Origin of the sequence: Brevundimonas aurantiaca (assembly GCF_014199955.1) — a bacterium.
Lineage (GTDB): Bacteria > Pseudomonadota > Alphaproteobacteria > Caulobacterales > Caulobacteraceae > Brevundimonas > Brevundimonas aurantiaca.
This window is the reverse complement of sequence record NZ_JACHOQ010000007.1, coordinates 84,400-104,096: the sequence shown is the minus strand read 5'-3', so window position 1 is coordinate 104,096 and position 19,697 is coordinate 84,400. Positions and strand designations below refer to the sequence as shown.

Annotated in this window: 21 protein-coding genes and 1 tRNA gene; 10 read left to right on the top strand and 12 right to left on the bottom strand. The window is 67.4% G+C overall.

Going from position 1 to position 19,697, the window contains the following annotated elements:
• A partial coding sequence (locus GGQ93_RS13095) for a Fic family protein (protein ID WP_375782444.1) occupies positions 1-500 on the top strand: 500 nt, incomplete at its 5' end.
• A gap of 378 nt (positions 501-878) precedes the next feature.
• Here GGQ93_RS13095 and GGQ93_RS13090 read toward each other — a convergent pair.
• Positions 879-953: transfer RNA gene (locus GGQ93_RS13090), tRNA-Val, on the bottom strand.
• 124 nt (positions 954-1,077) lie between these two features.
• Positions 1,078-1,434, bottom strand: a complete 357-nt coding sequence (gene cpdR, locus GGQ93_RS13085) for a cell cycle two-component system response regulator CpdR (RefSeq protein ID WP_054764657.1) — start codon at positions 1,432-1,434, stop codon at positions 1,078-1,080.
• A 250-nt stretch (positions 1,435-1,684) separates the two neighbouring features.
• Here cpdR and GGQ93_RS13080 point away from each other — a divergent pair, with 250 nt between their 5' ends.
• Positions 1,685-2,509, top strand: coding sequence for an N-formylglutamate amidohydrolase (locus GGQ93_RS13080; protein ID WP_183217598.1), 825 nt, complete (start codon positions 1,685-1,687; stop codon positions 2,507-2,509).
• 260 nt (positions 2,510-2,769) lie between these two features.
• Here the strand turns inward: GGQ93_RS13080 and GGQ93_RS13075 are convergent, their stop codons facing one another.
• Positions 2,770-3,456: a DUF599 domain-containing protein gene (locus tag GGQ93_RS13075; protein ID WP_054764656.1), complete on the bottom strand. Its 687-nt coding sequence runs from the start codon at positions 3,454-3,456 to the stop codon at positions 2,770-2,772.
• A gap of 127 nt (positions 3,457-3,583) precedes the next feature.
• Here GGQ93_RS13075 and ppa point away from each other — a divergent pair, with 127 nt between their 5' ends.
• On the top strand, positions 3,584-4,144 hold the full coding sequence (gene ppa / locus GGQ93_RS13070; protein WP_183217596.1) for an inorganic diphosphatase: 561 nt from the start codon (positions 3,584-3,586) through the stop codon (positions 4,142-4,144).
• Between the two features lie 73 nt (positions 4,145-4,217).
• Here the strand turns inward: ppa and arsH are convergent, their stop codons facing one another.
• The 3 genes from arsH to GGQ93_RS13055 are packed head-to-tail and all read right to left on the bottom strand — an operon-like array spanning position 4,218 to position 5,738.
• Complete coding sequence (gene arsH, locus GGQ93_RS13065; protein WP_183217594.1) at positions 4,218-4,961, bottom strand: arsenical resistance protein ArsH; 744 nt, start codon at positions 4,959-4,961, stop codon at positions 4,218-4,220.
• Complete coding sequence (gene arsC, locus GGQ93_RS13060; protein ID WP_183217585.1) at positions 4,958-5,395, bottom strand: arsenate reductase (glutaredoxin); 438 nt, start codon at positions 5,393-5,395, stop codon at positions 4,958-4,960. The genes arsH and arsC overlap by 4 nt, the downstream gene beginning before the upstream one ends.
• 7 nt (positions 5,396-5,402) lie before the next feature.
• A complete protein-coding gene (locus GGQ93_RS13055; protein ID WP_183217583.1) occupies positions 5,403-5,738 on the bottom strand; it encodes an ArsR/SmtB family transcription factor in 336 nt (111 codons plus the stop codon).
• A gap of 79 nt (positions 5,739-5,817) precedes the next feature.
• Between GGQ93_RS13055 and GGQ93_RS13050 the strand changes: the two genes are divergently transcribed.
• Together GGQ93_RS13050 and hslU are read left to right on the top strand one after the other, a co-directional pair.
• Positions 5,818-7,101, top strand: a complete 1,284-nt coding sequence (locus GGQ93_RS13050; protein ID WP_183217581.1) for an arsenic transporter — start codon at positions 5,818-5,820, stop codon at positions 7,099-7,101.
• Between the two features lie 63 nt (positions 7,102-7,164).
• Entirely contained in the window at positions 7,165-8,466 is a 1,302-nt protein-coding gene (gene hslU / locus GGQ93_RS13045; RefSeq protein WP_183217579.1) for an ATP-dependent protease ATPase subunit HslU, read from the top strand.
• Here hslU and GGQ93_RS13040 read toward each other — a convergent pair.
• Complete coding sequence (locus GGQ93_RS13040; protein WP_224764360.1) at positions 8,456-9,787, bottom strand: YihY/virulence factor BrkB family protein; 1,332 nt, start codon at positions 9,785-9,787, stop codon at positions 8,456-8,458. The genes hslU and GGQ93_RS13040 overlap by 11 nt on opposite strands.
• 9 nt (positions 9,788-9,796) lie before the next feature.
• On the opposite strand from GGQ93_RS13040, the gene prmC reads away from it, so the two are divergent.
• Positions 9,797-10,711 (top strand): peptide chain release factor N(5)-glutamine methyltransferase, encoded by a 915-nt coding sequence (prmC, locus tag GGQ93_RS13035; protein WP_183217576.1) that lies wholly within the window; start codon positions 9,797-9,799, stop codon positions 10,709-10,711.
• A gap of 18 nt (positions 10,712-10,729) precedes the next feature.
• On the opposite strand, the gene GGQ93_RS13030 is transcribed toward prmC, so the two are convergent.
• Positions 10,730-11,338, bottom strand: coding sequence for a DUF1134 domain-containing protein (locus tag GGQ93_RS13030; RefSeq protein ID WP_183217575.1), 609 nt, complete (start codon positions 11,336-11,338; stop codon positions 10,730-10,732).
• A 105-nt stretch (positions 11,339-11,443) separates the two neighbouring features.
• Entirely contained in the window at positions 11,444-12,439 is a 996-nt protein-coding gene (locus GGQ93_RS13025) for an alpha/beta fold hydrolase (protein ID WP_183217573.1), read from the bottom strand.
• A gap of 59 nt (positions 12,440-12,498) precedes the next feature.
• On the opposite strand from GGQ93_RS13025, the gene GGQ93_RS13020 reads away from it, so the two are divergent.
• Positions 12,499-13,335 (top strand): aldo/keto reductase, encoded by an 837-nt coding sequence (locus GGQ93_RS13020; protein ID WP_183217571.1) that lies wholly within the window; start codon positions 12,499-12,501, stop codon positions 13,333-13,335.
• A 14-nt stretch (positions 13,336-13,349) separates the two neighbouring features.
• Here GGQ93_RS13020 and GGQ93_RS13015 read toward each other — a convergent pair whose 3' ends face one another.
• Positions 13,350-13,751: an HIT domain-containing protein gene (locus tag GGQ93_RS13015; protein WP_183217569.1), complete on the bottom strand. Its 402-nt coding sequence runs from the start codon at positions 13,749-13,751 to the stop codon at positions 13,350-13,352.
• A gap of 106 nt (positions 13,752-13,857) precedes the next feature.
• Here GGQ93_RS13015 and mdh point away from each other — a divergent pair, with 106 nt between their 5' ends.
• Complete coding sequence (gene mdh / locus GGQ93_RS13010) at positions 13,858-14,820, top strand: malate dehydrogenase (RefSeq protein ID WP_183217567.1); 963 nt, start codon at positions 13,858-13,860, stop codon at positions 14,818-14,820.
• 227 nt (positions 14,821-15,047) lie between these two features.
• On the opposite strand, the gene zapE is transcribed toward mdh, so the two are convergent.
• Positions 15,048-16,139: a cell division protein ZapE gene (gene zapE / locus GGQ93_RS13005; protein ID WP_183217565.1), complete on the bottom strand. Its 1,092-nt coding sequence runs from the start codon at positions 16,137-16,139 to the stop codon at positions 15,048-15,050.
• Positions 16,140-16,287: 148 nt separating this feature from the next.
• On the opposite strand from zapE, the gene GGQ93_RS13000 reads away from it, so the two are divergent.
• Both GGQ93_RS13000 and rarD read left to right on the top strand, forming a co-directional pair.
• Positions 16,288-17,334, top strand: coding sequence for an aspartate-semialdehyde dehydrogenase (locus GGQ93_RS13000; protein WP_183217563.1), 1,047 nt, complete (start codon positions 16,288-16,290; stop codon positions 17,332-17,334).
• Positions 17,335-17,544: 210 nt separating this feature from the next.
• A complete protein-coding gene (gene rarD, locus GGQ93_RS12995; RefSeq protein WP_183217548.1) occupies positions 17,545-18,468 on the top strand; it encodes an EamA family transporter RarD in 924 nt (307 codons plus the stop codon).
• Here rarD and GGQ93_RS12990 read toward each other — a convergent pair.
• Positions 18,465-19,598 carry a serine hydrolase domain-containing protein gene (locus tag GGQ93_RS12990; protein ID WP_183217546.1) on the bottom strand — a complete coding sequence of 378 codons (1,134 nt, stop codon included), beginning with the start codon at positions 19,596-19,598 and terminating at the stop codon, positions 18,465-18,467. The genes rarD and GGQ93_RS12990 overlap by 4 nt on opposite strands.
• Between the last annotated feature and the right edge of the window lie 99 nt (positions 19,599-19,697).

Below are 19,697 nucleotides of genomic sequence, written 5' to 3'. Positions count from 1 at the left end.
TCTGCTCTTCCGTGAACCTCGATCGCTTCATTCTGTCCGTCCTTCGTTGGGCGGACTCTAGCTATTCCTGGAGGAGTTTCAGGGGGTCACGTCACATCAACCAAACCAAAGGTGAATATTATCGACTGCTACAAGCAGTGCGAACGGATGGCGCGTGGGAAGAATGGCTGTTGTATATGCTAACTGGAGTCGAGGAGACGGCGCAGCAAACCACGCGGCTCGTCCACAGCATTCGAAGCCTGATGCAATCCTACAAGGTGCAGATGCGCGAGCAGCTTCCGCGCATTTACAGCCAAGACCTACTGAATAACATTTTTGGCCACCCCTACAGTAAGATCGCATTTGTAGAACGTGATCTTAACGTCAGCCGCATCACGGCGACACGCTATCTCGACGAACTCACTCGCATCGGAATGATGCAGAAGCTGAAAATCGGGCGCGAAAATTATTATGTGAATCGCGAACTGATGGCCTTGCTCGGGAACGCCCAATCCGTTTGACGTACAAGCGAACGTGCATAGGAAAATCGCAATTCCTATGCACGTTTTTCAAACATGCATAGCGATGTGCGCTTTTCGATCACGTCGAAAGCGACGTGCTAACGTGAAAGCCGACTTCTATGCATATCGCAAAATCATGCATGGAAATTGGCTCTAACCTATATGTTTGATCCTGCCTTCGGGCTCCCGAATCCGCCGTCATATCCGAACGAGATTCAGACGCCAGATGCTGCAAATCCAACCCATGATAATCCAAGCACGCTATGGCTTTAGCCAATCGGGACACACCGCCGCCCAGTAGCAGGCTGGTGCTGCAAACGCGCGTTTTCGACCGCCCGAGAGCGGTTTCTTCAAGGCTTTGAATGTCTTGAGGAGAAATGGTGGACGCGACAGGGATTGAACCTGTGACCCCTACGATGTCAACGTAGTGCTCTCCCGCTGAGCTACGCGTCCGCCGTGGCGGCTCTCGATCGGTTCGAGAGCGGGAAGGGCGGTCGTATAGCGGCACGACCGGCCCGCATCAAGCGGCTTTGACCGCCGCAACGAGATTTCTGGAAAACCGTAGCGATTTCAACGCTCAGGCCGCCACCATCCGTTCGACCTCATTGACCAGGTCGCGCAGATGGACGGGTTTGGACAGGACCTTGGCCTGGGGCGAGGCCTGGGCGGCGGTCAGGGCGACGGCGGCGAAGCCGGTGATGAACATGATGCGCAGGCCGGGCTGGCGGGCGGCGGCGACGCGGGCCACCTCGATCCCGTCGGCGCCGGGCATGACGATGTCAGTCAGCAGCAGGTCGTAGGGGCCGTGCTCCAGGGCGTCGATGGCGTCGTCGCCGTTTTCGCAGTCGATGACCTGATGGCCCGCCCGCTCCAGGGCGCGGGTCAGGAACCCGCGCAGCGAACTGTCGTCTTCGGCCAGGAGGATGCGCGCCATTCGAAAAGGCCCCTTGAATTCAGAGGAGCGACGCTAGGCCCACAACGGTAAACCGGCGATGAAATTCGCCGGTCGCACGACTTCCTTCCACAGCGAAACGCGCCAGAGCCTGATCGTTTCGGACGGAACCGCTTCGCGGTTCCGACAGAAGCGTGAATCATGCTCTCGCTTTAATCTGGAGCCTGATTCACGGCTTCAGCGGAATCGCGAAGCGATTCCACTTCAACCGATCAGGCTCTATGCGGTGGACATGACCCCGGCCGGCGCCAGTTTCGCGATCACGACGCCGCCTGCGGACGCGCCGCAGACGGCCCTGGTCTTCGCCTCACCCCATTCGGGCGATCTCTATCCGGCGGACATGGCGCCCGCCCCCGGCCTGGCGGACGCCAGTCTGAAGAGCGCGGAGGACGCCCGGGTCAACGCCCTGGTGCAGGCCGGGCCGGCGTGCGGCGCGCCCCTGATCGAGGGCCGGATCGGCCGCGCCTATGTGGATCTGAACCGTGACCCCGCCGAACTGGACCCCGAACTGATCGAAGGGGCTGACGGTGCGGTCGGGGCCAAGACCCGAGCCGGATACGGCGTCATCCCCCGCCGCAGCGGCGACGGCCTGCCGCTTTATGACCGGCGCCTGTCGCGGGCCGAGGCGGAGGCCCGGATCGCGGCGGTCCACCGGCCCTATCATCAGGCGCTGGAGGGCCTGATGCGTCAGACCCTGGCCCGCCAGGGGCGCGCCCTGCTGATCGACTGGCATTCGATGCCGGCGCGGGCCGCAGGCGTGGAGGTGGTGCTGGGCGACCGACACGGCGCCGCCTGCGATCCGCGGCTGACGCGGCGGCTGCGCGACCTGTTCCAGGGGCTGGGCTGGCGGGTGGGCCTGAACCACCCCTACGCCGGGGGCTGGTCCACCCAGGTCTGGGGCCGGCCGCAGGAGGGGTTTCACGCCGTCCAGATCGAACTGAACCGCCGTCTGTATCTGGACGAGGGCCGCCAGGCGCCCAACGCCGCCTATCAGAAGACGCGCAAGGCCCTGACCCGCGTCATCGCCGCCCTGTGCTCTGAGCCCTGGGGCGTTTAGGCCGGCGCGACTTATCGGCGATCAGCCAAAAAAAAGCCGCGCCCGGAGGCGCGGCATGAAAGTCTATAGGGAGGAAACGCCCAGGAAGGGCAAGACGCCCGGAGGCGTCAGAGGAGAACTTAGGTTGCAACGCACAAACGGTCAAGGGCTCTGCGCGTCCTGACGGTCACAGGATGTTACGCAATTACGGCGGTTACGGTCCTAATTCGCCTCATAGGCGCCACACCGCGCGGGAAGCCCGTTGTGCGCCTGCACAATGATCAGCCTTCTCCCAGCAGACGGCGGGCGTTGCGAATGGCGCGCGCGGCCGGCGACGCCTCCTGGCGATAGATCAGAAGGCCGAAGGCCGAAGCCACGCCCAGGGCCAGCCACATCGGGCCGAACAGCCAGGCCGCCGCCGCCAGGGCGAAATAATAGCCCCTGACCCCCTGGCTGAAGGCGCTGAGCGCGGGGTTCAGCAACTCCCCCGCCGCCTGGCCATAGGCCTTGCGGTCCGTTTCGGACTGGATCTCGGGCGCCGCCCCGATCAGGGCCAGGGCGTAGTTCATCTGACGCAGGGCCCAGATGAAGTCCAAAAAGCCGCGCGCCAGGCACATCAGCACCAGGGCCAGCTTGGCCTCCAGAATGCGGATCGGCACGTTTTCGGCCCCCACGGCGGCGAAGCCTTCCAGCTTGCTCTCCCCGCCGAACAGAATCCCCCCCACCGCCGCGATCAGCAGCAGATTGGTCGAGGCGAAAAACGAGGCCGAATTGATCGAATGGCCCATCAGCTGGCTGTCCACCAGCCGGATCTCGCGGTGGGTCATGGCCGCCATCCACCGATTGCGGACATGGACCATGTCCTCGTTCAGGGCGCCGCCGTGCCGGGCGATGAATCTCAGGATCGGCCCATAGCCCAGCCAGCAGACGAAAAAGAGGGTCAGGGCGGTCCAGTCGATCCAGGTCATGGCGCCTAGTGAACCCGCTCCGACGCCGGGCGCAAGAGCCTGAACGCACGTCGCCCTTGCCCAGGCGGCCCGCCCGTCCTATCACCCCTCGCTTTCAAGATTTTCGCAGTCGCAGCAAAGACCCGCCATGAACCTCGACGCCATTCCGGTCGGACCGAACGCTCCCTGGGACATCAATGTCATCATCGAAATCCCGCAAGGCGGGCTGCCGGTGAAGTATGAGATGGACAAGGCGTCCGGCGCCCTGTTCGTCGACCGTTTCCTGCATACGGCCATGTACTATCCCGGCAACTACGGCTTCATCCCGCACACCCTGTCGGACGACGGCGACCCCTGCGACGTGATCGTTCTGAACCCGACGCCGGTCGTTCCCGGCTGCGTCATCCGCTCGCGCCCGATCGGCGTGCTGAAGATGGTGGACGAGGCCGGCGGCGACGAAAAGATCCTGGCGGTGCCGGTCGACAAGCTGAACCCCTACTACACCGAGATCGCCAGCTATCGTCAGCTGCCGGCCATCCTGATCGAGCAGATCGAACACTTCTTCACCCGCTACAAGGATCTGGAGAAGGGCAAGTCGGTCACGGTCAAGGGCTGGGGCGACGCCGGCGAGGCCGCCGAACTGATCTCGGCCGGCATGAAGGCCCACCAGGACAAGCTGGCCGCCAAGAAGGCCGGCAAGGCCGCCTGATCGGGCGGCGACTAAGACAGACGCATTCAGGCGCCCTCCGACCCCGGAGGGCGCCTTTTTGCTGGGCGATACGTCAGCGACGCCCGGCGACGGCGGACAGGTCGGTCGAGGGGTCGAGCGGAACGCCGGCCGCCTTGCGTTCCGAATAGCGGTCCACCAGTTGGGCGGCGTGGGGGCGGGTCAGGACGGTGAACCGGACCAGTTCCTCCATCACATCGACGATACGGTCGTAATAGGCCGACGGCTTCATCCGGTCGTTGTCGTCGAACTCCATGAAGGCCTTGGCGACGCTGGACTGGTTGGGGATGGTGATCATCCGCATCCAGCGGCCCAGCAGACGCAGGGTGTTGACGGCGTTGAAGCTCTGGGAGCCGCCCGACACCTGCATCACCGCCAGGGTGCGGCCCTGGGTCGGGCGCAGTCCGCCGATGTTCAGCGGCAGGTGGTCGATCTGCAGCTTCATGATCCCCGAGATCTGGCCGTGCCGCTCCGGGCTGCACCAGACCATGGCCTCGGACCACATGGCGTGTTCGCGCAGTTCGTGGACGGCGGGATGGTCGTCGCCGGCGACCTGATCGGTCAGGGGCAGGTCGGAGGGGTCGAAGATGCGGGTCTCGCACCCCATCCGCCGCAGCAGCCGCGCCGCCTCCTCCACGCACAGGCGCGAGAAGGACCGTTCGCGCAGCGAGCCGTACAGCAGCAGCACGCGCGGCGGCGGCTCGCCCGGCCCCAGCCCCGCCGCCGGGGCCGCCGACAGATAGGCCGGATCGAGCGCCGGAAGATGGTCGGGGTCGGGCAGGCGGCGAAGGCGGCTCATCCCGCGACCGGGGCCCTGACCCGGCGGCCGTCGGCGTCGATCACCACTTCGCCGTCCTCCTTGGTGAAGGGTTTCAGCCCCTCCTGGGGCAGCAGGTCCAGCACCGCCTCGGACGGCCGGCACAGTTTCACGCCGCGGGGCGAGACCACGATGGGCCGGTTCATCAGGATCGGATGAGCCTCGATCGCGTCCAGCAGCTGATCGTCCGACAGGCCGGGGTCGCCCAGGCCCAGCTCCGCATAGGGCGTGCCCTTTTCGCGCAGGATGTCGCGCACCGATCCGCCCGTCCGCTCGACCATCTGCGCCACCAGGGCCCGGCTGGGCGGGGTCTTCAGATAGTCGATCACATGGGGCTCGATCCCGACGTGGCGGATCAGGGCCAGGGTGTTGCGGGACGTCCCGCAGGCGGGATTGTGATAGATGACGATGTCCATAGGGGCCTCAGTCGCAGCAGGGGGCCAGTTCGGCCAGCAGGGGTTGGCAAAGTTCGGCGCGGCCCTGGCAGCAGTCCTTCAGCAGGAACAGCACCAGGTCGCCCAGCCGATCCAGATCGGCGCGATAGACGATCGATCGGCTGCGTCTCTGGGCGCGGATCAGCCCCGCCCGCGACAGCACGCCCAGATGGGCCGACATCGTATTGGCCGGCACCGCCAGCCGATCCGCCACCGCGCCGGCCGCCAGGCCCTCCGGCGCGCTGCGAACCAGCAGGCGAAAGGCCTCCAGCCGCGTGGGCTGGGCCAGGGCCGCGAGGGCGAGGATGGCGGGTTCGGATTCCATTATTCCAAGATACTAGAAATATGACGCGGTGCAAGCTACAGGTTCGCTGCGGACGCCGGTCCGCGCTAGGATCCGCCCCATGATCGTCGCCCTTCTGATCTTCGCCGTCACCATCGTCCTGGTGCTGTGGCAGCCCAAGGGGCTGCAGATCGGCTGGAGCGCCCTGGGCGGGGCGGCGGCGGCCCTGCTGCTGGGCGTGGTGGCCCTGAACGACATCCCCGTGGTCTGGGGCATCGTCTGGAATGCGACGGCGGCCTTCGTCGCCATCATCGTCATCAGCCTGCTGCTGGACGAGGCCGGCTTCTTCGAATGGGCGGCCCTGCATGTCGGCCGCTGGGGCGCAGGTCACGGGCGGCGGCTGTTCGGCCTGGTGGTCCTGTTGGGCGCGGCGGTCTCGGCCCTGTTCGCCAATGACGGAGCGGCCCTGATCCTGACGCCCATCGTCATCGCCATGCTGCTGGCCCTGGGCTATGGGCCCAAGGCGACCCTGGCCTTCGTCATGGCGGCGGGCTTCATCGCCGACACGGCCAGCCTGCCGCTGGTGGTGTCCAACCTGGTCAATATCGTCTCGGCCGACTTCTTCGACATCGGCTTTGATCGCTATGCGGCGGTCATGGTTCCGGTGAACCTGGCCTCGGTCGCCGCCACCCTGGCGGTCCTGTTCGCCGTCTTCGGGCGCGACATCCCCAAGGCCTATGAGGTGGACCGCCTGCCCCGGCCGGAGACCGCGATCAAGGACCGGGCGACCTTCATCGCCGGCTGGCTGGTGCTGGGTCTGCTGCTGCTGGGCTTCTTCGTTCTGGAGCCCCGAGGCCTTCCCGTCTCGGCCATCGCCGCCGCCGGCGCCGTCGTGCTGCTGATCGTCGCCGGGCGCGGCTCCAAGATCAGCACGACCAAGGTCCTGCGCGAGGCGCCGTGGCAGGTCGTGATCTTCTCGCTGGGCATGTATCTGGTGGTCTATGGACTGGGCGACGCCGGGCTGACGCGCCATCTGGCCCAGCTGATGGACGGCTTTGCTGAGGGCGGCGTCTGGGGGGCGACCTTCGGAACGGGCTTCCTGACCGCCGCCCTGTCGGCCGTCGCCAACAACATGCCCACGGTCCTGATCGCCGCCCTGTCCATCGACGCCTCGGCCGCGACCGGCCCGGTGCGGGAGGCCATGATCTACGCCAATGTCATCGGCAGCGACCTGGGCCCCAAGATGACCCCCATCGGCTCCCTGGCCACCCTGCTGTGGCTGCACGTCCTGGCCCGAAAGGGGGTCCGCATCGGCTGGGTCTATTACATCAAGATCGGCCTGATCCTGACCCTCCCCGTCCTCGCCGTCACCCTGACCGCCCTGGCGTTGAGGCTGGCGGTCTAGCGAAACAGCGCCGCGACGCCCTGCCCTCTCCCGCAACGGTTCTCGGCCTCCTATGTGAGCGCCATGACTGACCTCTCCCCCCGCGAAATCGTCTCCGAACTGGATCGCTATATCGTCGGCCAGGACGACGCCAAGCGCGCCGTGGCCGTGGCCCTGCGCAACCGCTGGCGCAGAAAGCGCGTGCCCGAGGATCTGCGTGACGAGGTGACGCCCAAGAATATTCTGATGATCGGCCCCACCGGCGTCGGCAAGACCGAGATCGCCCGGCGGCTGGCGCGGCTGGCGGGTTCGCCCTTTCTGAAGGTCGAGGCGACCAAGTTCACCGAGGTCGGCTATGTCGGCCGCGACGTCGATCAGATCATGCGCGACCTGGTCGAGAGCGCCCTGGTCATGGTGCGCGAGCGGCGGCGCGGCGAGGTGCGGGCGCGGGCGGAAGGCGCGGCCGAGGATCGGATCCTGGAGGCCCTGGTCGGGCCCGGCGCGGGACCGGCGACCCGCGACAGCTTCAGGAAGAAGCTGCGGGCCGGCGAGCTGGACGACAAGGAGATCGAGATCGCCCTGGCCGACACCGCCTCCCCGATCCAGGGGCTGGACATCCCCGGCGGCGGGGCCGTTGGCCTGCTGAACCTGTCGGAGATGCTGGGCAAGATGGGCGGCGGTCGGACCAAGACGGTCAAGCTGACGGTCCGCGACGCCGTCGCCCCGCTGATCGCCGAGGAAGGCGACAAGCTGCTGGACCAGGACAGCCTGACCAAGGAGGCCCTGATCCTGGCCGAGAACGAGGGCATCGTCTTCCTGGACGAGATCGACAAGGTGGCCGCCCGCCAGGGGGCCTCCGGCGCCGACGTGTCGCGCGAGGGGGTGCAGCGCGACCTCCTGCCCCTGATCGAGGGGACCACCGTCTCGACCAAATACGGGCCGGTGAAGACCGACCATGTGCTGTTCATCGCCTCGGGCGCCTTCCATGTGGCCAAGCCGTCGGACCTGCTGCCCGAACTTCAGGGGCGGCTGCCGATCCGGGTCGAGCTGAAGGCTCTGACGCGCGACGACTTCAAGCGGATCCTGACCGAGCCCGAGGCCAATCTGATCCGTCAGAACCAGGCCCTGCTGGCGACCGAGGACGTGACCCTGACCTTCACCGAGGACGCGATCGAGGCCCTGGCCGACGCGGCGGTGGCGGCCAATTCGGCGGTGGAGAACATCGGCGCCCGGCGGCTTCAGACCGTGCTGGAGCGAGTGCTGGAGGAGACCAGTTTCAAGGCCTCCGACCTGGCGGGCCAGACCGTGGCCTTTGACGGGGCGGCGGTGCGCGACAAGCTGAGTCTGCTGACCAAGGACGTCGATCTGAGCCGCTTCATTCTGTAGCGGTCTCGTCCCGCTCGCGGCGGCTGCGGCGGCGCGTCAGCCGGTCGGCCATGGCCTCGGCGTGGCGCTGGGTGAAGGCCAGGGCGGCCGGATTGCCCCGGCGCGCACCCACCGTATCGGCGACCTTGGCGCCCCGGTCCCCGATCGGCTGAGGCTTGCCGGTCGTGGTGTCCATGGCCGTCTGGTGCTCGATCTCGGCGTTCAGCTCGGCCCCCATCAGGATCACCTGCACCGACAGCCAGGTCCACAGCAGAAAGCCCATAATGGCCGCCAGGGGGCCGTAGGAGTCGGTGCGGACGAAGTTGGTCAGATACCAGCTGAAGAGGAAGGAGACGGTCAGGCTGAGCAAGGCGGCGAAGAGGGCGCCCGGCGTCAACCAGCGCCAGCGCGCCTTCTGCCGACACGGGCCGAACCGATAGATCAGGGTCAGGGCCGTGACATAGCCGACCAGCAGCAGGGGCCAGCGCAGCAGGGCCAAAAGGCCCCATTCCTCCTGAAGGCCGAACAGCCGGATCACCACCGGCGCCCCCACCACCAGGGCCGAGGTCAGGAGCAGGGCCACGACGCCCCCGACGGTGAACCCCATACAGAGGAGGTTGTAGCGGACGATGTTGCGCCGCTCGACCTCGTGATAGGCGACGTTCAGCCCGTAGAACAGCACCTTGACCGCCCCGTTGGCGGTCCACAGGGACAGGGCCAGGGTCCAGATAAGGGTGAAGGTCAGCTGGCCGCTGGAGTTCCGGGCCAGCCGCTCCATCTCTCCGCCCAGGAACTGGGCGATGCTGTCGGGCATGACGGCGTAGAGGAACTGCAGCCGGCTCCAGGCGTCGGCCGGATCGGCGAACAGGCCGTAAAGGGTGACGAAACTCCCCAGCAGCGGAAACAGGGACAAGAGGGTGAAGAAGGTCACGCCCCCCGCGACGAAACCGACCCGGTCGCCGAAATAGGAGCCGCCGGTCCGCCACAGTATGTCGATCCAGCCCTTGTGTGGAATCTGTTCCGGCCGTCTGGCCAGCCGGCCCCGGCCCGGCTCTCTGGCCTCATAGTCTTCGGGCGTCGGCGGCTTGGGCGGCAGGGGTTCGGGGCGTTTGGGGCGCAGCTCCACCCCCACCTTATGCCCCTGGGTGTAGAGCAGATGGGCCGCGCCCGCCCCGGCGGTCAGGCCGCCCAGGGCGGCGGCGACGAACCTCCACCAGGGACGACGACGGGGCTGCGGCGAAGATTTGAACCTGAACATCAGCAGGCGAACGGCGAAGCCGCCCCCCGCGTTCCCAGGCCACGGCGCCCGGTCGCGCTTGAAATCCCCTGTGCGAAGGGCCAATCAGCCGTCATGACCCTCGAGCCCCTTTCCCCCAAGCCCGCCGACGGCGCCGCGACCCTGTTGACCGTGTGGAAGGCCGCCCAGGCCCGACTGAAGGACGGCCGCATCGACAGCCCGGCCATCGACGCCCGCCTGCTGCTGGAGGCCGCCGCCGGCGCCAGCCGCACCGACATACTGACCGACCCCTATCGGATCGTCACCCCCGAGCAGCAGGCCGCCTATACGGCCATGATCGACCGCCGCCTGCGCCGCGAGCCGGTCTCGCGCATCGTCGGCAAGAAGGGCTTCTGGAAGATCATGCTGAACGTCACCCCCGACGTCCTCAGCCCCCGGCCCGACACCGAGACCCTGTTGGACGTCGCCCTCCTGGCCTTCGCCCGGCACGAGGCCTTCACCGCCGTCGACCTGGGCACGGGCTCGGGCGCCATTCTGCTGGCCCTGCTGGCCGAGCGGACGGCGGCCAAGGGGGTGGGCACCGACATCTCAACCGAGGCCCTGGCGGTCGCCAAGGAGAACGCCGCCAATCTGGATCTGAACGAGCGCGCCACCTTCCTGCGCACGGAATGGGCGGCCGGTTTCGGCGACGCGAGCTTTGACCTGGTGCTGTCCAACCCGCCCTATATTCCGACCGACCATATCCCCGGCCTGGACCCGGAGGTGCGCGATCACGACCCTCACCTGGCCCTGGACGGCGGCCCCGATGGCTTGCAGGCCTATCGCGACCTGGCCCCCGAGATCCGGCGCATCCTGAAGCCCGGCGGCGTCTTCGCGGTCGAGATCGGCTGGGACCAGGGCCCGCAGGTCAAGGCCCTGTTCGAGGCGGAGGGCTTCGAGGACGTCAAGATCGTCAAGGATCTGGGCGACCGCGACCGCGTCGTCACCAACGGCCCTGATCCCCGCACCAACCCCATTCCGCAGGAATAGGGGCGGGCCTCGACCGGTTCAGAAGGGCAGCAGATTGCGCTGGCGGCTGTAGCTCATGGTGCCGACATTGGCGCCCAGGCGCAGGCCCACGCCGGTGCGGATCGGGGCCAGGGTGATGCCGTCGGCGCGCTGATAGTTCACGCCCAGGCCCGCGATCAGATAGGCCGAGCCTTCGACGCCCGGATAGCGGCGATAGATCATGTCCGGATGGTACAGGCCATAGACCAGGGTGAAGACGCGGCTGGCGTTGCCGCCCCAGTCCCAACCCACCGAGGCGCCTTGCCAGAACACTTCCTGAGAGGCCGACAGGTCCTTCATATGCAGGGCGCCGCGGCCGTAGCGGGCGCCGACGACCACGGCGCCGGAGCCTTCCTCACCCGCGATATAGGCGGTGGGGCGATCGCCCTGATCCGCAAAGACCCGCTCGATCGCCCCGCCCACCACCTCGGCGGCGATGCCCAGCTCCTTGGACCCGGCCGCGACCAGTTCGTCGAAGGTGTAGGCGGGCGCCGTATTGTCGGAGCTGATCGGATAGTTGGGATTGGCCGGCGCCGAGGCGCAGGCGCCCAGAGATGAGGCCCCTGCGGCGGTGGCCAGGCCGGACAGGATCATTTGGCGGCGATGCATGGGGGCTCCGAGAACGGCGAGAAGACGGGTCGGCGGGTCCGCCGAGGTTCGCGGCACCGTCCCCGACCTTTACGGCAGACTTGCGGCTTCAAGGTTAACGCAGGCTTACGTCTGGCCCCCGTCCGCCTCCGGCAGATCCTTCAGAAAAGCCAGCAGCAGGGCGTTCACCGCCTCGGCCTTTTCCTGCTGAATCCAGTGACCGGCGCCGGGCACGACCACCGACCGGCTCAGGTTCGGAACCCAGTCCTTCAGCCCCGCCTCGGCCGACCCGGCGTAGTGGCGCACCGGGTCGTCCTCGCCGACGATGAACAGGGCCGGCTGGAGGATTCGCTGCTCCTGCGCAAAGGCCGTCAGCGACCAGTTCAGGTCGATGGCGCGGTACCAGTTCAGCGGGGCGTCAAAGCCGCCGGCCGAAAAGGCCTCCACATATTCGGCGAAATGGGCCGGGCTCATCCACGGCGGCAGGTCGGCGGCGTCATCGATACTGTCCAGCAGGCCGACGCCCCGCGCCATGAAGCCGGTAGCCCGTTTCGACGCCGGAGTGGCCCCGTCATAGGCCCAGAACAGCTTCCTCAGCGTCGTCGCCGGATCAGCCTCCAGCGCCAGATGGGCGTCGGCCGCCTGGAACCGGTTGATATAGAGGTCGCCCATGCCGGCCCGTTCGGACAGGACGGCCATGACGGTCGTCGGCGGTCCCTGGGGCCGGCGCGGCTGAAAGGGCACGGACAGGCCGGCCACAGCCGTGAACAGATCGGGCCGCAGCAGGGCGCAGCACCAGGCGACCGGCGCGCCCCAGTCGTGGCCCACCACAATGGCGCTCTGTTCGCCCAGGGCCCGCACCAGATCGACCATGTCCCCGACCAGATGCAGGATCGAAAAGGCGGCGGCGCCCTGGGGCTTGTCCGTGCCGCCGTAACCGCGCATGTCCGGGGCCGCGACATGGTATCCCGCCAGGGACAGGGCCTCGACCTGGGCGCGCCAACTGATCCCCAGTTCGGGAAAGCCGTGGATCAGCAGGACCAGGGGCGCGTTAGGCTGATCATATCCCGCCTCCAGCACCTGTTGGACAAGGCCGTCGGTCTTGATAAGCCGGGTACGCATCTCAACCTCTCCATACCCAAGCCAAGGCGGCCTTTCGCCGCGAATGGAACAGGACCGACATGACCCGCCTCGTCACCTTTGCAGACGGTACGACCGTTCCCGCCCTGGGCCAAGGGACGTGGGAAATCGGCGACCATCCCGCCCGGCGCGACGCCGAACAGCAGGCCCTGGCGCGGGGGATCGACCTGGGCCTGACCCTGATCGACACGGCCGAACTGTACGGCGACGGCCGCTCCGAACGGCTGGTGGGCGAGGTGATCGCCGGCCGTCGCGACGAGGTCTTTCTGGTGTCCAAGGTCCGGCCCGAGAACGCCTCCGAACTGAAGATGATGCTGGCCTGCGAAAAGTCGCTGGAGCGGCTGGGGACGGACCGGCTGGACCTCTATCTGCTGCACTGGGAGAGCCGCGTCCCGCTGGAGGAGACGGTCGCCGCCTTCCAGGAACTGGTCGATGAAGGGATGATCGTCCGCTGGGGCGTGTCCAACCTGGACCTGCGCGCCATGAAGCGGCTGATGGAGATCGAGGGAGGCGAGGACTGCGCGGCCAATCAGCTGCTCTATCATCTGGGGTCGCGCGGGGTGGAGTTCGACCTGTTGCCCTGGATGCAGGCGCGCGACATGCCGATGATGGCCTATTCGCCCCTGGGGCGCGGCGGCCTGCTGGACCATCCGCTGATCCGCGACATCGCCGACCGCCACGACGCCGATCCGGCCCAGGTGGCCCTGGCCGCCGTCCTGCGCCAGGACGGGGTGATCGCCATCCCCAAGGCGAGCTCGGTCGAGCACGTGGAGGCCAACGCCGACGCCCTGGAGATCCAGTTCGACGCCGAGGACCTGCACCGTCTCGACGAAGCCTTCCCCCCGCCGACGCGGGAGACGCCGCTGGACATCATCTGAGGGCGCGCGGCGGCTCACCCGCCCGCGATCAAATCCAACAGCCGCGCCCGCTCCTCATCCGCATAGGGAACCGCCGGCCCCCGTCCCCAGACCGGATCGGGCCACAGGCCGTCGTCGCGGCGGCGCCCCACTACATGGACGTGCAGCTGGGCCGTGACATTGCCGATGGCCCCGACGTTCAGCTTATCGACCGCCCCCAGTCGCCGCACCAGGGCCCCGGCCCGCACGGTCTCCTCCATCAGCACGGCCCGCTGTTCGACGCTCAGATCCTCCAGCTCCACCGCGCCTTCGACGCGCGGGATCAGGATCAGCCAGGGGAAGCGGGCGTCGTCCTGAAGCCGCACATGACACAGCGGCCATTCAGCGGCGGCGATGGAGCCGGCGGCGAAGGCGGGGTCTGGACGAAAGTCGGTCATCGGGGCTCCTGATCGAACGTCGGCCAGCCTTGCAGCGCCGCCCTTGCGGGTCTAGACCGCCCGCACGATTAATCCCCTTTCGCACACGCAATAACCGGAGACATCCATGGCTCGCGCGAAGATCGCCCTTATCGGCGCCGGCATGATCGGCGGCACCCTGGCCCATGTGGCCGCCCGCGAAGCGCTGGGCGACGTGATCCTGTTCGACATCGCCGAAGGCACCCCCCAGGGCAAGGCGCTGGACATCGCCGAAGCCACCGCCGTCTTCGGCTCGGACGTGGCCCTGAAGGGCGCCAACGACTATGCCGACATCGCCGGCGCCGACGTCTGCATCGTCACCGCCGGCGTGCCGCGCAAGCCGGGCATGAGCCGCGACGACCTGATCGGCATCAATCTGAAGGTCATGAAGGCCGTCGGCGAGGGCATCAAGGCCCACGCCCCCAACGCCTTCGTCATCTGCATCACCAACCCGCTGGACGCCATGGTCTGGGCCCTGCAGAAGTTCTCAGGGCTCCCCAAGGAGAAGGTCGTCGGCATGGCCGGCGTGCTCGACTCGGCGCGTTTCGCCTACTTCCTGGCTGAAAAGACCGGCGTGTCGGTTCAGGACATCCACGCCTGGACCCTGGGCGGTCACGGCGACGACATGGTGCCGATGGTGCGCCACTCGACCGTCGGCGGCCTGCCCCTGCCCGACGCCGTCTCGGCCGGCTTCCTGAGCCAAGACGAACTGGACGCCATCGTCGAGCGCACCCGCAAGGGCGGCGGCGAGATCGTCGCCCTGTTGAAGACCGGTTCGGCCTTCTACGCCCCGGCTGAATCGGCCATCGCCATGGCCAAGTCCTATCTGAAGGACGAAAAGCGCGTCCTGCCCTGCGCCGTCTGGCTGTCGGGCGAATACGGCCTGTCCGACCTCTATGTCGGCGTCCCGGCCCTGATCGGCGCGGACGGCGTCGAGAAGGTGGTCGAGTTCACCACCAATGACGACGAAAAGGCGATGCTGGCCAAGTCGGTCGCCTCGGTCCAGGGCCTGATCCAGGCGTGCAAGGACATCGATTCCTCGCTGGCGTAAGCCACATCTTGATTTCGATGACGAAGGGCCGCAGAGCGATCTGCGGCCCTTTTCTTTGGGATGCTCAGACCTTCCCCCGCTTGCGGGGGAAGCAGCAGGTCGTGGCGCGCAGCGACACGCCTGACGATGGGGGAAATCTTCTCGTTGAAACAAGACTCCCCTCTCCGACCCTGGTCCGCTGCGCGGACGCCGGCCCACCTCTCCCGCAAGCGGGAGAGGGTCTGCGCTTACTCCCTCACATGCGCCAGCCAGTCCCTGCTCTGCATCTCGTTGAAGCGCGACACGGTGCGTTCGAACTCGAAGGCCCCCACCCCTTCGGTGTAGAGGGCCTCGGGCCGGGCGGCGGCCAGGACGATCAGCCTGGTCCGGGCCTCGTAAAGCGCGTCCACCAGGGTCACCAGACGGCGCGCCTCATGGTGGTTGGCGGGCCCCAGGATCGGCACATCCTCCAGGAACAGGGTGTGGAACCGCTCGGCGATCGCCAGATAGTCCTGCGGCCCCAGCGGCCGGCCGCACAGGTCCGCAAAGCTCGCCCGCGCCATGGCCCCCACGGTCCGCTCCACCACGACGTCGCGACCCAGGACGGTCAGGTGCGCCGGCTCTTCCGGCTCGCCCCCCTTCAGTTCGCGCCAAAGGGCCTCGAACCCGGCGCGGTCGTCCGGCGTGTGCCAGACCTGGGCTGAGCTGAGCCGGTCCAGCCGCCAGTCGCGCGCGCCCGCCGTCTGGACCACTTCGCAGCGGTCGCGGATGATGTCGATGAAGGGGGTGAAGAGCTGGCGGTTGATGCCGTTCTTATAGAGGTCCTCGGGCGCCCGGTTCGAGGTGACGGCCAGCACCACCCGATCCTCGAACAGGGCCTCGAACAGCCGACCCAGGATCATGGCGTCGGCGATGTCGGTCACCTGAAGCTCGTCGAAACACAGCAGCCGGGCTTCGGAGGCGATCAGCTTGGCGATCGGCGGAATGGGATCGTCGCCCTTGTGCGTTCCGAACACGGTCTTGCGGCTTTTGGAGTCCCCCTCGCGCCACTGGCGCACCAGGTCGTGGATCCGGGCCATGAAGGCGTGGAAATGGGCGCGCTTTTTCCGCGGCTCGGGCGTGGCCGAATAGAAGAGGTCCATCAGCATGGACTTGCCCCGTCCCGGCGGGCCGTAGAGGTAGATCCCCTTCACCTCAGGCGGCCGCCCGAACAGGCCGCGCCTGGCCAGATCGCGCTCCAGCCGCTCAAGGGCGACCAGGACTTCGGCCTGAGCCGGATCGGGCGACAGAACGCCCTCTTCCACGCGGATGTCGTAGGCGTTTCGGATGCGGGAGGTCATGAGAGCCCTGCTTAAAGCCCCAGGCGCCGAAAAGCGATTGCTTCGCGGCTGCGAACGCCTAAATGCAGGACGCTTCTCCCCTCTATTTCGCGCTGAAGCAGCAGGGCCCCGCAGGCCGAGCGTCAGCGCGTCCGAAGGACCAAACATCATGGGTTATCGCGTCGCGATCGTCGGGGCCACGGGCAATGTGGGCCGCGAAATGCTGAACATCCTCGAGGAGCTGAACTTCCCCGTCGATGAAATCCACGCCATCGCCTCGCGCAAGTCCAAGGGGGTCGAGGTCTCGTTCGGCGACCGGACCGTCAAATGCCAGGACATCGAGCAGTTCGACTTCGCATCCGTCGACATCGTCCTGATGTCGGCCGGCGGCGCTGTGTCGCGGGAGTGGTCCGAAAGGATCGGCAAGGCCGGCCCCATCGTGATCGACAACTCCTCGGCCTTCCGCAGGGACCCGGACGTGCCGCTGATCGTGCCCGAGGTGAACCCCGATGCGGTCAAGGACGCCAAGAAGAAGAACATCATCGCCAACCCCAACTGCTCGACCGCCCAGCTGGTCGTGGCGCTTAAGCCCCTGCACGACGCGGCCCGGATCAAGCGGGTGGTGGTCTCGACCTATCAGTCGGTGTCCGGCGCCGGCAAGGAAGGCATGGACGAGCTGTGGAACCAGACCAAGGCCATCTACGGCCTGGGCGACGCGCGTCCGAAGAAGTTCCCGAAGCAGATCGCCTTCAACGTCATCCCCTTCATCGGCGCCTTCAACGAGGACGGCTATACCGACGAAGAGCAGAAGATGTGGGACGAGACCCACAAGATGCTGGATCCGAACATCAAGCTGACGGTCACCTGCGTGCGGGTGCCGGTCTTCGTCGGCCATTCGGAATCGGTGACGGTCGAGTTCGATCGCCCCATCGAACCGGACGAGGCCCGCGCCATCCTACGCGAGGCGCCGGGCGTGCTGGTCGTCGATAAGCAGGAGCATGACGGCTACATCACCCCGGTCGACGCCGCCGGCGAGTTCGCCGTCTACGTCAGCCGCATCCGCAAGGACCCGACGGTCGAGAACGGCCTGAGCTTCTGGGTGGTGTCCGACAATCTGCGCAAGGGCGCGGCCCTGAACGCCGTCCAGATCGCCCAGCTGCTGGACGAGACGGGCACGATCAAGCCGTCGTCGGGGTATCGTTCGATCACGGTCTAAACCGCTCCGCTTAGCTTTCGTCATCCTCCGGCAAGCCGCGTCTTCGCGGCGCAGACCGGGGGACCCAGCGGCGCCGAAGGCGAAATCCATCCGCCGCTGGGTACGAAAGACCTCTTCTGCGACAGGTTCGCGCTCGCGCGCGCCGCTGGGTCCCCCGGTTCCGCTTCGCGGCCCGGAGGATGACGAAAGTAAAATCACGTGCGCTCCCCCATGACCGCCTCCCCCTCCCCCAACGATCCCCGCGCGGTCGGCACGGCCATCGCCTGCTACACCCTGTGGGGTCTTCTGCCCCTGCTGTTCATGGCCCTGGCGGCCCACGGCTTCAGCGCGCCCGAGATCCTGGCTCACCGGGCGGTCTGGTCGGTCTTCGTGGCGGGTCTGGTCCTGCTGCTGGCGGGACAGTGGAACGAGGCGAAACAGGCGCTGGCGACGCCGCGCGTCTTCGGCTGGCTGGCCCTGTCGGCGGCGATGATCGCGGTCAACTGGAGCCTCTATGTCTTCGCCACCACCCATCATGCGACGCTGGAGGCCAGCCTCGGCTATTACATCAACCCGCTCTTGAACATGGCCGCAGGGGCCCTGCTGTTCCGCGAGAAGATCGACCGCTGGAGCGGCGTCGCCATCGCCCTGGCCGCCGTGGGGGTGGCCGTCCAGACCGTCGCCCTGGGCCATGTGCCGATCATCGGACTGACGCTCGCCGTCACCTTCTGCGCCTATGCGGTGATCAGAAAGCGCGTGCCCGCCTCGGCCCAGACCGGCCTGTTTGTCGAGTGCCTGGTGTTGCTGCCCTTCGGCGCCCTGTTCCTGGCCTGGCTGGCGGCCCATGGGCAGGCGACGGGCTTTTCCTCGCCCGCCGGACTGGCCTGGGCCCTGGTCAACGGACCGGCGACGGTCATTCCTCTGGTGCTGTTCGCCTGGTCGGCGCGGCGTCTGCCCCTGTCCACCGTCGGCTTCATCCAGTTTCTGGCGCCGACGCTGCAGTTCGCCTGCGGCGTCTGGGCGGGCGAGCCCCTGACCCCGCTGCGGATCGTCTCCTTCGGCTTCATCTGGGCCGGAGCGGGCGTCTTCGCCCTGGGCGCGGCGCAGCGGTCGCGCGCCGCCCGACGCGCAGTCGTCCTGTCGGAAACCGTCTAGACCGCGGCGTAGAGGGCGTCCAGCAGGCGCCGGGGGCGCGGGTCGCCGATCAGGTGCGGCGACTGGCGCGTCATCACATAGGCGGCCGACAGGCGCCGCGACGGATCGGCCATGGCCATGGATCCGCCCCAGCCGTAGTGGCCCAGGGACTCGCCCGGCCCGAAGACGTTCAGCCCGTCGTTTCGCATCAGGCCCGCCGCCCAGCTGATCACATAGGGCAGCACCTTGTCCTGACCGTGGATCCGCTCGCGCGTCAGGTCGCGCAGCACGCCCTTGGACAGCACCCTTCGCCCGTCCAGCATCCCCTCATTGGCCACGACGCCCAGCATCCGCGCCAGGCCCGCCGCCGTGGCGTGCATATTGGCCGAGGGGATTTCCATCTTGCGCCATTCGGCCGAACCGCGCCCGCCCGGCGCCGAGCCCCGGTCCAGGAAGGCCGCCTGTTTGATGGGGTCGATGGTCCCCAGGCTGGGCGCCGCCGAGGGTTTGCGCATCTGGGCCACCCGCCCGTGCTGGTCCTCCGGCAGGCCGATCCACAGGTCCAGGTCGGCGAAGTCGGCGCGCAGGGCCTGGCCCATGGTCCGGCCGGTCGTCAGGCGGAACACCTCATTGGCCAGATAGCCGACCGTGACCGGATGATAGCCCGAGGCCGTCCCCGGTTCCCACATGGGCGCCTGGGCCGCCAGCCGGGCGTTGACCGCCGCCGGATCGAACCACAGCGACGGCTCCACCGGCTCCGAGAAGCCGGGCAGGCCCGACTGGTGGCTCATCAGCTGGGCGACGGTGACCTTGTCCTTGCCGGCCTGGCCGAAGGTGGGCCAGATATGGGAGACCTTCTCGTCATAGGCCACCTTGCCCGCCTCGACCGCCGTGGCCATCAGCAGGGCCATCACCGCCTTGCCGGTCGAGAAGACCGGGGTCAGGGTGTCCTCGGCGAAGGGCGTCGTCTTGGCCGTATCGGCGTGCCCCGCCCACAGATCGACGACCGGCGCCCCCTCGATCATCAAGCAGAACCGCGCCCCCACCTCGTTCAGCCCCTCGGGCGCATCGGTGAAGTTGGCGGCGAAGGCGTCCTTCACCGATGCGAAACGCGGATCGCAGACGCCGTGGATGTCGAGAGCTTCGGTCATGGAGGCGTTCTAGCCCTTCCCCCGCTTGCGGGGGAAGTGTCAGCTCGTCGAGCGGAGCGAGACGGCTGACGATGGGGGAAGTCTTCTTCCGGAGTGAAA

Coding starts and splice junctions, on each gene's coding strand:
- cpdR (WP_054764657.1), bottom strand. CDS start 1,434: ATGGCGCGCATCCTCCTGGCCGAAGACGACAGTTCGCTGCGCGGGTTC.
- GGQ93_RS13080 (WP_183217598.1), top strand. CDS start 1,685: ATGACCCCGGCCGGCGCCAGTTTCGCGATCACGACGCCGCCTGCGGAC.
- GGQ93_RS13075 (WP_054764656.1), bottom strand. CDS start 3,456: ATGACCTGGATCGACTGGACCGCCCTGACCCTCTTTTTCGTCTGCTGG.
- ppa (WP_183217596.1), top strand. CDS start 3,584: ATGAACCTCGACGCCATTCCGGTCGGACCGAACGCTCCCTGGGACATC.
- arsH (WP_183217594.1), bottom strand. CDS start 4,961: ATGAGCCGCCTTCGCCGCCTGCCCGACCCCGACCATCTTCCGGCGCTC.
- arsC (WP_183217585.1), bottom strand. CDS start 5,395: ATGGACATCGTCATCTATCACAATCCCGCCTGCGGGACGTCCCGCAAC.
- GGQ93_RS13055 (WP_183217583.1), bottom strand. CDS start 5,738: ATGGAATCCGAACCCGCCATCCTCGCCCTCGCGGCCCTGGCCCAGCCC.
- GGQ93_RS13050 (WP_183217581.1), top strand. CDS start 5,818: ATGATCGTCGCCCTTCTGATCTTCGCCGTCACCATCGTCCTGGTGCTG.
- hslU (WP_183217579.1), top strand. CDS start 7,165: ATGACTGACCTCTCCCCCCGCGAAATCGTCTCCGAACTGGATCGCTAT.
- prmC (WP_183217576.1), top strand. CDS start 9,797: ATGACCCTCGAGCCCCTTTCCCCCAAGCCCGCCGACGGCGCCGCGACC.
- GGQ93_RS13030 (WP_183217575.1), bottom strand. CDS start 11,338: ATGCATCGCCGCCAAATGATCCTGTCCGGCCTGGCCACCGCCGCAGGG.
- GGQ93_RS13025 (WP_183217573.1), bottom strand. CDS start 12,439: ATGCGTACCCGGCTTATCAAGACCGACGGCCTTGTCCAACAGGTGCTG.
- GGQ93_RS13020 (WP_183217571.1), top strand. CDS start 12,499: ATGACCCGCCTCGTCACCTTTGCAGACGGTACGACCGTTCCCGCCCTG.
- GGQ93_RS13015 (WP_183217569.1), bottom strand. CDS start 13,751: ATGACCGACTTTCGTCCAGACCCCGCCTTCGCCGCCGGCTCCATCGCC.
- mdh (WP_183217567.1), top strand. CDS start 13,858: ATGGCTCGCGCGAAGATCGCCCTTATCGGCGCCGGCATGATCGGCGGC.
- zapE (WP_183217565.1), bottom strand. CDS start 16,139: ATGACCTCCCGCATCCGAAACGCCTACGACATCCGCGTGGAAGAGGGC.
- GGQ93_RS13000 (WP_183217563.1), top strand. CDS start 16,288: ATGGGTTATCGCGTCGCGATCGTCGGGGCCACGGGCAATGTGGGCCGC.
- rarD (WP_183217548.1), top strand. CDS start 17,545: ATGACCGCCTCCCCCTCCCCCAACGATCCCCGCGCGGTCGGCACGGCC.
- GGQ93_RS12990 (WP_183217546.1), bottom strand. CDS start 19,598: ATGACCGAAGCTCTCGACATCCACGGCGTCTGCGATCCGCGTTTCGCA.